This is a genomic window from Enterobacter sp. MGH 16, from assembly GCF_000493175.1.
In the GTDB taxonomy this organism is placed as follows: Bacteria; Pseudomonadota; Gammaproteobacteria; order Enterobacterales; family Enterobacteriaceae; genus Enterobacter; species Enterobacter roggenkampii.
Genome location: NZ_KI535695.1, coordinates 474,078 through 487,551 on the forward strand (window position 1 = coordinate 474,078; position 13,474 = coordinate 487,551).

The following is a 13,474-nucleotide window of genomic DNA, read 5'->3' on the forward strand; positions in this document are numbered from 1 at the left end:
TTTTTAGAATGATAACAATTCTCATTATATTGCCGTGGCCGTGCCAGCAGCAACGCTTAACCCTAACCATAGCGAAAATAGTCTCTGAGTGTAAGATGCTTGTGAATCCAGGGTTATGATTTTGTCTGCGATCGGCGCTATTTTCAGCAAGGCGCACAGAAAAAAGCCCTCCGGAGGGAGGGCTGAATATTAATGTGGAATAAAATGATATTCCGTCACGCTAGCGTACTCTTCACCCGGGCGCAGCACGCAGTCCGGCTGCGGCCATTCCGGATGATTCGGGCTGTCCGGCAGGAACTCGCTCTCCAGCGCCAGGCCTTGCCAGTCGCTGTACTCTTCGTGTTCGCGCGCCGTCGTGCCGCCGAGATAGTTACCTGAGTAGAACTGCAGGGCTGGAGCGGTGGTATAAACCGTCATCTGCAGCTTCTCATCGGTGGACCAGACCTGTGCGGCAGGTTGTTTCACATCGCCTTTAGCCTGCAGCAGGAACGCGTGGTCGTAGCCTTTCACCTTGCGCTGGTCGTCATCGCTCAGGAAATCCTGGGCGATGGATTTCGCGCTGCGGAAGTCAAAGCTGGTTCCGCTCACGTCTTTGAGGCCCTGGTACGGAATGCCCATCTCATCAACCGGCAGATACGCATCCGCCAGGATCTGAAGCTTGTGGTTCCGCACGTCGCACTGGTTACCGTCCAGATTAAAGTACGCGTGATTGGTCAGGTTGACCGGACACGGCTTGTCGACCGTCGCACGGTATTCGATGGCAATACGGTTGTCGTCCGTCAATGTAAAGCGCGCAGAGGCGATAAGGTTACCCGGGAAGCCCTGATCGCCGTCCTGCGAATCCAGCGAGAACAGCACTTCGCCGTCGTTTTGACGAACAATCTTCCAGCGGCGTTTATCAAACCCGTCCGGGCCGCCGTGCAGCTGGTTCTCACCCTGGCTTGGAAGCAGGGTGTACTGCACGCCGTCGAGTTCAAAACGGCTCTTCGCGATGCGGTTCGCATAGCGCCCTACGGATGCGCCCAGATAGGCAGACTGATTAACATACTGCTCGGGCGATGCGCAGCCGAGCAGGGTTTCGCGCACGCTGCCGTCCGGCATCGGTACGCGTGCTGAAAGAAGGGTTGCACCCCAGTCCATGAGCGTAACCACCATCCCCGCGCGATTGCGCAGGGTTAACAGGCGATACGGCAGACCATCCGGTGCGAGGGTAGGTGTTTCGTTTAGCACTGTCCGGCTCCTTGTGATGCTTTGCAAACATAGAAGGTTTCTTTGATACCTGTTTTTGCTTCGTACTGCTTCGCCACGGCGTCCTGTACAGCAGGGACCAGCTCCTCAGGCACCAGCGCAACGATGCAGCCGCCAAAACCGCCGCCCGTCATGCGCACGCCGCCTTTGTCGCCAATGACCGCTTTGACGATCTCCACCAGGGTGTCGATCTGCGGCACGGTGATTTCAAAATCATCGCGCATGGAGGCGTGAGATTCCGCCATCAGTTCACCCATGCGTTTCAGGTCACCTTTCGCCAGTGCGGACGCGGCTTCAACGGTACGGGCATTTTCCGTCAGCACGTGACGAACGCGTTTGGCGACAATCGGGTCCAGCTCGTGCGCCACTTTGTTAAATTCATTGAGCGTCACGTCGCGCAGGGCGGGCTGCTGGAAGAAGCGGGCGCCGGTTTCGCACTGCTCGCGGCGGGTGTTGTACTCGCTGCCCACCAGCGTGCGCTTAAAGTTGCTGTTGACGATCACGACAGCCGCGCCTTTTGGCAGGGGAACGGCTTTGGTGCCCAGCGAGCGGCAGTCGATCAGCAGCGCGTGCTCTTTTTTGCCCAGCGCGGAGATCAGCTGGTCCATGATGCCGCAGTTGCAGCCCACGAACTGGTTTTCCGCTTCCTGGCCGTTTAGGGCGATTTGTGCGCCATCCAGCGGCAAATGATAGAGCTGCTGGAACACGGTGCCGACGGCGACCTCCAGAGACGCAGAGGAGCTTAAGCCTGCCCCCTGCGGCACGTTGCCGCTGATGACCAAATCGGCGCCGCCGAAGTTTTTATTACGCTTCTGCAGATGCTTCACCACGCCGCGCACGTAGTTAGACCACTGCTGGCTGTCGTGCGTCACAATCGGGGCATCGAGGGAAAACGCGTCCGTCTCATTACCGTAATCCGCCGCAATCACGCGAACCTGGCGGTCGTCGCGCTTCGCGCAGCTGATGACCGTCTGGTAATCGATGGCGCACGGCAGCACAAAGCCGTCGTTGTAGTCAGTGTGTTCACCGATCAGGTTGACGCGCCCAGGTGCCTGAATTACGTGGGTGGCAGGGTAGCCAAATTTCTCAGCAAACAGGGATTGTGTTTTATCTTTCAGACTCATTTTTTAGACTCCTGATTCGCGATAGTGGACGTCGCTAACGGCACGCAGACGTTCAGCCGCCTGTTCCGCCGTCAGATCACGCTGGGTTTCTGCCAGCATTTCGTAGCCCACCATAAATTTACGCACCGTCGCAGAGCGCAGCAGCGGCGGATAGAAATGGGCGTGCAGCTGCCAGTGCTGATTCTCTTCCCCGTTAAACGGTGCGCCGTGCCAGCCCATGGAGTACGGGAAGGAGCACTGGAACAGGTTGTCGTAACGGCTGGTCAGCTTTTTCAGCGCCAGGGCAAGGTCGTCGCGCTGCGCGTCGCTGAGCTCGGTGATGCGCTGCACGTGCGCTTTCGGCAGCAGCAGCGTCTCAAACGGCCAGGCGGCCCAGTAAGGCACGACGGCCAGCCAGTGTTCGGTCTCCACCACGGTACGGCTGCCGTCGGCCAGCTCACGCTGCGCGTAATCCACCAGCATCGATGAGCCGTTTTCCGCGTAATACGCTTTTTGCAGGCGGTCTTCACGCTCGGCTTCGTTAGGCAGGAAGCTGTTCGCCCAGACCTGGCCGTGCGGGTGCGGGTTGGAGCAGCCCATGGCCGCACCTTTATTTTCAAACACCTGCACCCATGGGTAAGTTTGACCCAGCTCGGCAGTTTGCGCCTGCCAGGTGCTGACCACCTCTTTCAGTGCCTCAACGCTCAGCTCCGGTAGCGTTTTGCTGTGATCGGGAGAGAAGCAGATCACGCGGCTGGTACCGCGCGCGCTTTCACAGCGCATCAGCGGATCGTGGCTTTCCGGCGCGTCCGGCGTGTCGGTCATCAGGGCGGCAAAATCGTTGGTGAACACGAAGGTGCCTTTGTAGTCCGGGTTTTTATCCCCGGTGACGCGCGTATTGCCCGGACAGAGGAAGCAGTCCGGGTCGTGCTGCGGCAGCGTCTGTTTTGCAGGCGTCTCCTGCGCCCCCTGCCAGGGGCGCTTGGCGCGATGCGGAGAAACTAAAATCCATTGCCCGCTTAACGGGTTAAAGCGACGATGCGGATGATCGACGGGATTAAATTGCGTCATGACGGATCCTTAGTCCGGATAGCCTTGCGGGTGGCGTGACTGCCAGTGCCAGGTATCCTGTGCCATTTCATCAAGCGTGCGCGTAACACGCCAGTTAAGCTCTTTGTCGGCTTTGGTGGCGTCGGCCCAGTAAGCAGGCAGATCGCCCTCACGACGCGGTGCGAAGTGGTAGTTCACCGGCTTGCCGCAGGCTTTGCTGAAGGCGTTAACCACGTCCAGCACGCTGCTGCCGACGCCGGCGCCGAGGTTGTAAATATGCACGCCCGGTTTGTCCGCCAGCTGCTGCATGGCCGCAACGTGGCCGTCGGCCAGATCCATCACGTGGATATAGTCGCGCACGCCGGTGCCGTCTTCGGTCGGGTAGTCATTGCCAAAAATCGCCAGCGACTCGCGGCGGCCTACGGCAACCTGCGCGATATACGGCATCAGGTTGTTCGGAATGCCCTGCGGATCTTCCCCCATATCGCCAGACGGATGCGCACCGACCGGGTTGAAGTAGCGCAGCAGCGCGATGCTCCACTCCGGCTGGGCTTTTTGCAGGTCGGTCAGGATCTGCTCCACCATCAGCTTGCTTTTGCCGTACGGGCTCTGCGGCGTCCCGGTAGGGAAGCTTTCAACGTAAGGGATTTTAGGCTGATCGCCGTAGACGGTGGCGGAAGAGCTAAAGATGAAGTTTTTGACGTTGGCCGCACGCATGGCGGAGATGAGACGCAGGGTGCCGTTGACGTTGTTGTCGTAATACTCAAGCGGCTTAGCAACGGATTCACCGACCGCTTTCAGACCCGCGAAGTGGATCACCGCTTCAATGGCGTGGTCGTGAAGGATCTCGGTCATCAGCGCTTCGTTACGGATGTCGCCTTCCACGAACGTCGGGTGTTTACCGCCAAGACGTTCAATCACAGGCAGCACGCTGCGCTTACTGTTGCACAGGTTGTCGAGAATGATGACGTCATGGCCGTTTTGCAGCAGCTGCACGCAGGTATGACTACCGATGTAACCGCTACCACCTGTTACCAGAACTCGCATATTTCGCTCCATTGGGCTTATGGTATGTAATAACCATAGCATAACAGAGACGCGAAAAGTGTGACATGGGATAAAATAGTGGAATCGTTTACACTGTTTTTAAAATCCGATTTTCAGCTACCGTGAGGCATTGTAGATCAACGGGATAGCAATGTATTAGTGCAGGTTATCTGAAAAACGGAGGGCGGTGCCCTCCGGGGATTAATCGATTTTGCTTTGCCGATAGTAATAGTGCTCACCGTCCGGAACAAACTCCAGGCGATGGGTGATGCAGGAGGGGGCATCTTCGGCATGATGTGAAACGAACAGCAGCTGCGTTTCACCTTCGCTAATCAGCACGTCCACAAAGCGGCGGATAAGCTGGCGGTTCAACGGGTCGAGTCCCTGCAGCGGTTCGTCGAGGATCAGCAGCGTAGGGTGTTTCACCAGCGCGCGAACGATCAGCGCCAGACGCTGCTGCCCCCACGAAAGACTATGAAACGGCGCGTCAGCAACCCGGTTGTCCATGCCCAGAATGTCCAGCCACTGCTGGGCCAGCTTGTGCTGTTTGTCCGATACCGCCTGATAAATGCCGATGGAGTCAAAATACCCGGAGAGGATCACGTTGCGTACCGTGGTACTGACCCGGTAATCCAGATGCAGGCTGCTGCTGACGTAGCCGATATGTTTTTTGATATCCCAGATGGTTTCGCCGCTGCCGCGACGCCGACCGAACAGCGTGAGGTCGTTGCTGTAGCCCTGCGGATGATCGCCGGTGATCAGGCTCAGCAGCGTGGATTTTCCCGCGCCGTTGGGGCCGACAATCTGCCAGTGCTCGCCTGGATTGACCGTCCAGCTGAGGTGATTAAGGATCGGGCGATCGTCATAAGAGACCACCCCATCGCGCAGCACGATGCGCGGCTGGTGGGGATCAAGCGCGTGGCGCGCCGACGGGGCGTCGGGTTCCGGAAGGGTAATACCGTCGAGCTGTTCGCTGTGCGCGAGCTGGGCAATCAGCGCCTGCTTAAGCAGCGCGTTTTTTTCGCCGGTCTCGGTCAGGTTACAGTCGGCCAGGACGCCCGCGTGCTGAATAAAGTCCGGAATTTCATCAAAACGGTTAAGCACCAGCACGAGGGTATATCCCTGCTGATTAAGCGACGCCAGCAGAGACGCCAGCTGCGCCCGGGACTGCACGTCAAGACCGTCGAACGGTTCGTCCAGAATAAGCAGTTCAGGTTCGCTCATCAGCGCCTGACAAAGCAGCGTTTTTCGCGTCTCGCCGGTCGAAAGGTATTTAAAGCGCCGGTTCAGCAGAGGGGTGATACCGAACTGTTCTGCCAGGCGCTGGCAGCGGGCGGGATCCTTCACTTCATCCTGAATAATTTCCGCCGTCGTACGGCCGGTATCGTCTTCGCCAGGGCTGAGCAAATCGGTGTTGTTGCGCTGCCACTCGTCGCTGACCAGCTTTTGCAGTTGTTCAAACGACAGGCGCGTCAGGCGCGTAAAGTCGCTCTGGTATTCGCCCTTGAGGAGGTTGAGCTCTCCGGCCAGCGCGCGGGCCAGCGCGGATTTACCGCTGCCGTTTGTGCCGACAAACGCCCAGCTTTCACCCGCGCGTAGCGTCAAATCAGCAATTGTCAGCGTTCGGGTATCGCTAAGACGAAACGTGCCTTGCGAAATATGCAATGATGACATGGTTTATCCCTGTTTTTGCAGCACCAGATATCAGGGATACGCACTGTCGGTACGATTGTCAATGTGCTCAGCACAAAGTGGCGATAATCACCCGGTCCGCGTTGAAATACGCGGTGACGGCAGCACCTTCTTCTACGTTGTCCGACTCGCTGAGCGGTACGGTCGCGCAAAGCGGCTGCCCATCTGCCAGGGTCATCAGCACTTCGCACTGCGTCTGGCCGCGTTCGATATGGCTGATGGTGCCCTGCAGCTGGTTATCTGCTGTCTTTGCCGCGTCGGGATCGCGTGTAATACTGACCCACGGCGCCTTCAGGAGCACCAGCACCTCTTTCCCTTCATCCAGTTCAAGACGTTCCGCGCTTTGCGCCGTTATGGCGGCCTTCAGACGGGTGGTGCCATCGGCAAGCAGGATCTCAATATGCTGCTGTATCTGCAGATTGTCGCGCGCCGTCACCGTACCAAACCACTGGTTGCGGGCGCTGGTTTGTAGCGAGAAGCGGGAAATGGCGGCCAGCAGACTGTCCAGCGGAACGTGATCGTCATCGCTTAACACATCGAACGCCTTTTGCTGAATCTGGGCCAGCAGATCGTAAAGCTGAATAAGACGCTGGCCATAACGCGTCACGATTGCACCGCCGCCGCCTTTGCCGCCCGTGGCTCTGTCCACCAGCGGCTGTTCGCTCAGGGTGTTCATGTCGTTGATGGCGTCCCAGGCACTTTTGTAGCTGATGCCCGCGTTTTTCGCCCCCTGGCTAATCGAGCCCGTTTGTTCTATTTGTTTAAGCAGGGCGATACGTCGCGGATCGGCGAAAAGCTTTTGCTGAAGTCGGAGTGTGAGAAGAATTTCGGCCTGCATAACAGTGTCCTGGCAAAAAGGGTATTGTGACCCAAATGGTGCAGGGCGCAAAGGGTACCGCACAAAAGGGGATGTTTTTCTCAGTTGAAAGGGTAGAATAAGCTGTTCACAATATCTGGAGAAAACCATGTTAGAGTTGTTGAAAAGTCTGGTATTCGCCGTGATCATGGTACCAGTAGTGATGGCCATCATCCTCGGTGCCATCTACGGCCTGGGTGAAGTGTTCAACGTCTTTTCGAACATTGGTCACAGAGACCAGGCTAAAAAGCAGCATTGATTCCCCCCCAAAACGCCCGGCTTGCCCGGGCGTTTTGCTCTCAAGATTTTCCCGTTTTCGCCGATACTCTTTAACGCACTACGCCGGTTTACCTCTTCAGCGGTACGATTAAACGCTGGGATCTCCCTGATGTTACCGTTATATTAATGTGTATATAACGCTACGCACAGGAGTTAAAAATGGCACGTTCATGGGTACGCCTTTTTGCAGGGGCAACGTTGACGCTTTCCCTTACCGGACACGCGCTGGCGGACGACGGTAAAATCACGGTCTTTGCGGCGGCGTCGCTGACTAACGCGCTGCAGGATATCGCGGCGGCGTATAAAAAAGAGAAAAACGTCGAGGTGGTCTCCTCGTTTGCCTCTTCCTCGACGCTCGCTCGCCAGATAGAAGCGGGCGCGCCGGCGGATCTGTTCATCTCGGCTGACCAGAAGTGGATGGATTACGCGGCGGAGAAAAAAGCGATTGATGCGGCAACCCGCGAAACGCTGCTGGGGAATAGCCTGGTTGTCGTGGCGCCAAAAGCCAGCGCCCAGGCTGACTTCACCATCAACAAAGAGACCCACTGGATAAGCCTGCTGAACGGCGGGCGTCTGGCGGTGGGCGATCCGGAGCACGTTCCGGCCGGGATCTACGCCAAAGAAGCGCTGCAAAAACTGGGCGCATGGGAGACATTGTCACCGAAGCTGGCCCCGGCGGAAGATGTCCGCGGCGCGCTGGCGCTGGTGGAACGCAACGAAGCCCCGCTGGGCATTGTGTATGGCTCTGATGCCATTGCCAGTAAGGGTGTGAAAGTGGTGGCAACGTTCCCGGAAGACTCCCACAAGAAAGTGGAATATCCTGTTGCGATTGTTGATGGACATAAAAATGCGACCGTGACGGCCTTCCGCGATTATCTGAAGGGGCCGGAGGCGTCTGCGATCTTTAAACGTTACGGATTTACGACTCACTGATGATATTGACCGATCCTGAATGGCAGGCTGTTCTGCTGAGCCTTAAAGTCTCTTCCCTGGCGGTTGCGCTGAGTTTGCCCTTTGGGATCTTCTTTGCCTGGCTACTGGTTCGCCGTCGGTTTCCCGGCAAAGCGCTGCTCGACAGCGTGCTTCATCTTCCGCTCGTGTTGCCGCCCGTGGTGGTCGGTTATCTGCTGTTAATTTCCATGGGGCGACGCGGTTTTATTGGCGAAAAACTTTACGACTGGTTTGGACTGACCTTTGCGTTTAGCTGGCGCGGTGCGGTGCTGGCGGCGGCGGTAATGTCATTCCCGCTGATGGTGAGGGCGATCCGCCTCGCGCTGGAAGGCGTGGACATGAAGCTTGAACAGGCGGCCCGTACGCTGGGTGCCGGGCGCTGGCGCGTTTTTTTCACCATCACGCTTCCCCTGACGTTACCCGGCATTATTGTCGGAACGGTACTGGCCTTCGCCCGCTCGCTGGGCGAGTTTGGCGCGACCATCACCTTCGTGTCGAACATCCCCGGCGAGACGCGAACGATTCCGTCGGCCATGTATACCCTGATTCAAACGCCGGGCGGAGAGGCCGCGGCGGCGCGGCTGTGTATCATTTCAATCGTATTAGCCCTGGTATCGCTGCTGGTGTCGGAATGGCTGGCGAGACTCAGCCGCGAGCGGATGGGGAAATAAGCATGCTGGAACTGAATTTCACCCAGACGCTGGGCAACCATACACTGACGCTTAACGAGACGCTGCCTGCAAGCGGTATCACCGCCATCTTCGGCGTCTCGGGGGCGGGAAAAACGTCGCTGATAAATGCTATCAGTGGTCTGACGCGCCCGCAGTCAGGACGGATTGTATTGAATAACCGCGTTCTGAATGACGTGGAAAACAAGGTGTATCTGTCGCCGGATAAACGCCGCATCGGCTATGTTTTCCAGGACGCGCGCCTATTCCCGCACTACAGCGTGCGCGGCAACCTGCGTTACGGCATGGCGAAAAGCATGGCCGGACAGTTTGATAAGCTGGTGACGCTTTTAGGCATTGAGCCACTGCTCGACAGACTGCCATCCTCGCTTTCCGGCGGAGAAAAACAGCGCGTGGCCATTGGCCGCGCGTTGCTGACCGCACCCGAACTGCTGCTGCTCGACGAACCGCTGGCCTCGCTGGATATTCCGCGCAAACGTGAGCTCCTGCCCTACCTGCAGCGCCTGACGCGGGAAATTAATATTCCAATGCTCTACGTCAGCCATTCGCTGGATGAGATCCTCCATCTGGCCGACAAAGTGCTGGTGCTGGAAGAGGGCAGCGTCAAGGCCTTCGGCAACCTGGAAGAGGTCTGGGGCAGCAGCGTGATGCACCCCTGGCTGCCCCGGGAACAGCAGAGCAGCATTCTGAAGGTGAGCGTGCTGGAACACCATCCGCACTACGCGATGACGGCGCTGGCGCTCGGCGATCAGCACCTGTGGGTCAATAAGATCGACAAGCCGTTGCAGTCCGCGCTGCGTATTCGTATTCAGGCATCAGACGTCTCGCTGGTGCTGCAGCCGCCGCTGCAAACCAGTATTCGAAATATCCTGCGCGCCAAAGTCGCGGAGTGTTTTGATGATAACGGCCAGGTGGAAGTGAAGCTCGAGGTGGGAAGCCGGACGCTCTGGGCGCGCATCAGCCCGTGGGCCAGGGATGAGTTAGGGATCAAACCCGGCCTGTGGCTTTACGCGCAAATTAAGAGCGTCTCGATCACCGCCTGATTACAGCAGGTGGGTATAAATATACTGCGCGATGCTGTCGGTGGTGTTGTCGCCAATCACCACGTTAGCGCGCGCTTTTACCGCGTCGTCGGCATTGCCCATCGCCACGCCCGTACCGACGGCTTCCAGCATGCTGATGTCGTTGTAGTTGTCGCCGAAGGCGATCGCGTCCTGCATTGACCAGCCCTGTGATTCCACATACTGCGTCAGACGCTTGCCTTTGCTGTTGCCTTTGCGGGCAATATCTACCTGATCGTGCCAGGACCACTCGCACTCCAGCCCCAGCGTTTCCTCGACGTGCTTCGCGAAGGTATTCAGTTTGGTCGTGTCTTCATCCGTCAGGGCGAATTTCCAGATAGCCTCAACGTCCTGGGCTGCCTGACGCAGGGAGGATACCTGGGTAAAGACCGGACGCTGCGCTTCAGGCAGGGACAACGCCCAGTTGCTGGTGCGCACCACGTGGCCGGTAGGGCGCTCGTAGACCATTGCGTTATCCACATACATCAGGCCGTGAATGGCGTGCTCATCCAGCAGATCAATCAGTTGCAGCGCCTGAGGAACCGGCAGCGGGTCGGAGGCTAAAACCTTTTTTGCCTGATAATCATACAAATAAGTGCCATTACAACAAATTGCAGGTGTATCTAACGCCAGTGCCTGATAAAAAGGGTGAATGGCTACGTGATGTCGACCCGTTACGATAAGGAGTTGATATCCCGCTTCCTGCGCGCGTTTAAGCGCTTCAAGGGAGGAGGGGAGAAGGGTTTTTTGCGGCGTCAGTAAGGTACCGTCTAAATCCAGAGCAATCACACGCGAGGTCATCTGTTTTCCCGGGTTAATATTGAATTTACGTTTTGATGGGATGGTACACCGAGAGGCGAATGCTTCAAAATTCCTGTCGACAATTCAGCATTCACCGTCAAAAGTTAATTACTTTCATGCGCAGTGAGGAGTGAATATTCATGAAACAAACCGTTTATACCGCCAGTCCTGAAAGCCAGCAGATCCACGTCTGGCGCTTAAATACCGAAGGGACACTCACGCTGGTTCAGGTTGTTGATGTGCCAGGCCAGGTACAGCCGATGGTCATCAGCCCGGATAAACGTTTCTTGTACGTGGGTGTGCGCCCGGAGTTTCGCGTGCTGGCCTATCGCATCTCTCCGGACGACGGCGCGCTGACTTACACTGCCGAAGCGCCGCTGCCGGGCAGTCCAACCCATATCTCAACCGATCGTAAAGGCAACTTTGTCTTCAGCGGCTCGTATAATGCGGGCTGCGTCAGCGTAACGCGTCTGGAAGATGGCATTCCGGTCGAAACCGTGGATGTGGTGGAAGGGCTGGAAGGCTGCCACTCGGCGAATATCTCTCCGGATAACCGCACGCTGTGGGTGCCTGCCCTGAAGCAGGATCGTATCTGCCTGTTCACCCTGAGCGACGATGGTCACCTGGTGGCGCAGAATCCGGCTGAAGTCACGACGGTAGAAGGCGCGGGCCCGCGTCATATGGTCTTCCATCCGAACCAGCAATACGCCTACGTAGTCAACGAACTGAACAGCTCCGTGGACGTATGGGAGCTGAAAGATCCAAACGGTCAGATTGAGTGCGTGCAGACGCTGGATATGATGCCGTCTGATTTCTCCGACACCCGCTGGGCGGCGGATATTCACATTACGCCAAATGGCCGTCATCTGTACGCCTGTGACCGCACCTCCAGCCTGATCACCGTGTTTAGCGTTTCCGAAGACGGCAGCGTGCTGGCGATTGAAGGCTTCCAGCCGACGGAAACCCAGCCGCGCGGCTTTAATATCGATCACAGCGGCAAATACCTGATTGCGGCGGGGCAGAAATCCCACCACATCGCGCTGTATGAAATTAAAGGCGAGCAGGGGCTGCTGGAAGAGAAAGGGCGCTACGCCGTAGGCCAGGGGCCGATGTGGGTGGTGGTTAACGCTCACTAAGCGGCTTAAAACAAAAAACCTCGCGAATGCGAGGTTTTTTTATGCCCGGTGGCAGTGCGTTTACCGGGCTTACATAACCTGTAGGCCGGGTAAGGCAAAGCCGCCACCCGGCAAAAGGACAGCTTACTGCTTCGGCTCAGCAACCACTTTGCTACCCAGACCGCGGTTGTTGTACTCCCACATGCGGTTGAAGTTAGCGTCGTTCAGGTTGCGCTGCACGTTCCCTTTATCGTCCACCGCACCGGTATTGCCGGAGAACGGACGTTTAGAGATCGCCGCATCCGCCCACGGCTTCGCCATGTTGAAGCCTTCGTTGATCACGCTGTCGCGGATCACAACCTGACCGTTGGTCGCCGCGTCCACGTCCAGGGAGCGTCCCAGCTGCGCCACGCCGTCACCGGCAGCGTTAAAGCGGCTGTTCACGGCCAGGAAGCCGAAGAAGAGGTTCGACGGGGTTGCCGGAGCAAACACGTAACCTTCCTGCTGGGTACGTGAGTTCACCACGCGGAAATCGGTGTTATCAAATACCACCGCGCCGCGGCCGGAGACCAGATCCACGTCACCTTCAACGTAGCTGTTGGTCACCAGCGTACGGGTCAGACGGTTATTCTGCAGGGTGTTCTGCACGCCGCTGTTGGTCACGAAGAAGGTGTTCTGACGACCCAGAATGTTGACGTTGTTAATCTGCACCTTATCGCCATCGCTGCGCAGCGCGACGGCCTGGTGGTTACCGGCGTCAACGCTGTCGCCCAGGGTATTCTGAATGGTCAGGTTCTGCAGCTGCAGACCGTTATTCTGGGACCAGAACACCGCAGAGCACATCACGCCAACCGTGGCGGAACGCTTGCTCTGGCAGTTATCAAACATGTACCACGCCGGTTTGCCCGGCATATATTTACCGGCCGGGTTCACCAGGTGACGCCAGGTGTTGCTGTCGATTTCAGAATCAATCGCCAGGCCAATTTTTACGTCGATTGCTTTTTCGCCCAGACCGTAAAGCGTAATGCTGCCCGGTGCCGCCGGAACATACACGGTGCCTTCATATTCGCCTGGCAGGATCGCGATGTACTGGCGAGACGCGCTGTGTTTCGTGATGGCAGCATCTACCGCAGCCTGAATAGAGGTATGCGTTACGCCCTGCGCACCTGCCGGGCCAACCACGAAGTCAGGCTGTTTCGGCAGGTTAATAGAAGACGGGGTCCACGGCGCAGCGTTAGGATCCATCGACGAGAAGTAGTGCGCACGGTCGAAGTTCTTCGCTTCATCAGCGGACAAAATCGGGCGGGAGGCGGTACCGGGCGCGACCTGCTCAGAAGGGCGCTGATCCGGTGGGGTTGAACTGCATGCGGATAAGGTCACGCCAAAGGCGAGCGCTAACGCCAGACGGGAAATCCTGGAAATGTTCAAGGTGAAGCTCCTGGGTATGCAAGTCTTTACGGGATAGACGAAATAGCCTGCTTTTTTATACTAAGTTGAGCGAAACGGGAAGATAAAAAGGGTAAAAGTTGCATTTTTAGCCCTGGAGCGGCGGGTAAGTGATCACAAATAAATAACATTTTCC

Annotated in this window: 13 protein-coding genes; 5 read left to right on the forward strand and 8 right to left on the reverse strand. The window is 57.3% G+C overall.

The features are described from left to right. Positions 1–189: 189 nt before the first annotated feature. From galM to modE, 6 genes are all read right to left on the reverse strand, one after another. Entirely contained in the window at positions 190–1,230 is a 1,041-nt protein-coding gene (galM, locus tag L362_RS20440) for a galactose-1-epimerase (protein ID WP_023343606.1), read from the reverse strand. Then, the gene (gene galK, locus L362_RS20435) at positions 1,224–2,372 is read right to left on the reverse strand and encodes a galactokinase (protein ID WP_021241009.1); all 1,149 of its coding nucleotides are present in this window, start codon (positions 2,370–2,372) and stop codon (positions 1,224–1,226) included. Before galK ends, galM begins: the two co-directional genes overlap by 7 nt. A gap of 3 nt (positions 2,373–2,375) precedes the next feature. Next, entirely contained in the window at positions 2,376–3,422 is a 1,047-nt protein-coding gene (gene galT, locus L362_RS20430; RefSeq protein ID WP_023343607.1) for a galactose-1-phosphate uridylyltransferase, read from the reverse strand. 9 nt (positions 3,423–3,431) lie between these two features. Further along, complete coding sequence (gene galE, locus L362_RS20425) at positions 3,432–4,448, reverse strand: UDP-glucose 4-epimerase GalE (RefSeq protein WP_008501115.1); 1,017 nt, start codon at positions 4,446–4,448, stop codon at positions 3,432–3,434. Between the two features lie 201 nt (positions 4,449–4,649). Then, a complete protein-coding gene (gene modF / locus L362_RS20420) occupies positions 4,650–6,122 on the reverse strand; it encodes a molybdate ABC transporter ATP-binding protein ModF (RefSeq protein ID WP_021241008.1) in 1,473 nt (490 codons plus the stop codon). 67 nt (positions 6,123–6,189) lie between these two features. After that, a complete protein-coding gene (gene modE / locus L362_RS20415; RefSeq protein ID WP_023343608.1) occupies positions 6,190–6,978 on the reverse strand; it encodes a molybdenum-dependent transcriptional regulator in 789 nt (262 codons plus the stop codon). A 127-nt stretch (positions 6,979–7,105) separates the two neighbouring features. Between modE and L362_RS20410 the strand changes: the two genes are divergently transcribed. The 4 genes from L362_RS20410 (at position 7,106) to modC (ending at position 9,958) form a co-directional block, all read left to right on the forward strand. Then, positions 7,106–7,255, forward strand: a complete 150-nt coding sequence (locus tag L362_RS20410) for an AcrZ family multidrug efflux pump-associated protein (RefSeq protein WP_008501118.1) — start codon at positions 7,106–7,108, stop codon at positions 7,253–7,255. Between the two features lie 179 nt (positions 7,256–7,434). After that, positions 7,435–8,208, forward strand: coding sequence for a molybdate ABC transporter substrate-binding protein (gene modA / locus L362_RS20405; RefSeq protein ID WP_023343609.1), 774 nt, complete (start codon positions 7,435–7,437; stop codon positions 8,206–8,208). Further along, positions 8,208–8,897: a molybdate ABC transporter permease subunit gene (gene modB, locus L362_RS20400; protein ID WP_008501120.1), complete on the forward strand. Its 690-nt coding sequence runs from the start codon at positions 8,208–8,210 to the stop codon at positions 8,895–8,897. Before modA ends, modB begins: the two co-directional genes overlap by 1 nt. A gap of 2 nt (positions 8,898–8,899) precedes the next feature. Then, positions 8,900–9,958 (forward strand): molybdenum ABC transporter ATP-binding protein ModC, encoded by a 1,059-nt coding sequence (gene modC, locus L362_RS20395; RefSeq protein ID WP_023292995.1) that lies wholly within the window; start codon positions 8,900–8,902, stop codon positions 9,956–9,958. Here modC and L362_RS20390 read toward each other — a convergent pair whose 3' ends face one another. Further along, a complete protein-coding gene (locus L362_RS20390) occupies positions 9,959–10,777 on the reverse strand; it encodes a pyridoxal phosphatase (protein WP_008501122.1) in 819 nt (272 codons plus the stop codon). A gap of 140 nt (positions 10,778–10,917) precedes the next feature. Here L362_RS20390 and pgl point away from each other — a divergent pair, with 140 nt between their 5' ends. Then, positions 10,918–11,913 (forward strand): 6-phosphogluconolactonase, encoded by a 996-nt coding sequence (gene pgl / locus L362_RS20385; RefSeq protein ID WP_023292974.1) that lies wholly within the window; start codon positions 10,918–10,920, stop codon positions 11,911–11,913. A gap of 123 nt (positions 11,914–12,036) precedes the next feature. On the opposite strand, the gene L362_RS20380 is transcribed toward pgl, so the two are convergent. After that, positions 12,037–13,320, reverse strand: coding sequence for a putative acyl-CoA thioester hydrolase (locus tag L362_RS20380; RefSeq protein ID WP_008501124.1), 1,284 nt, complete (start codon positions 13,318–13,320; stop codon positions 12,037–12,039). Positions 13,321–13,474: the final 154 nt, after the last annotated feature.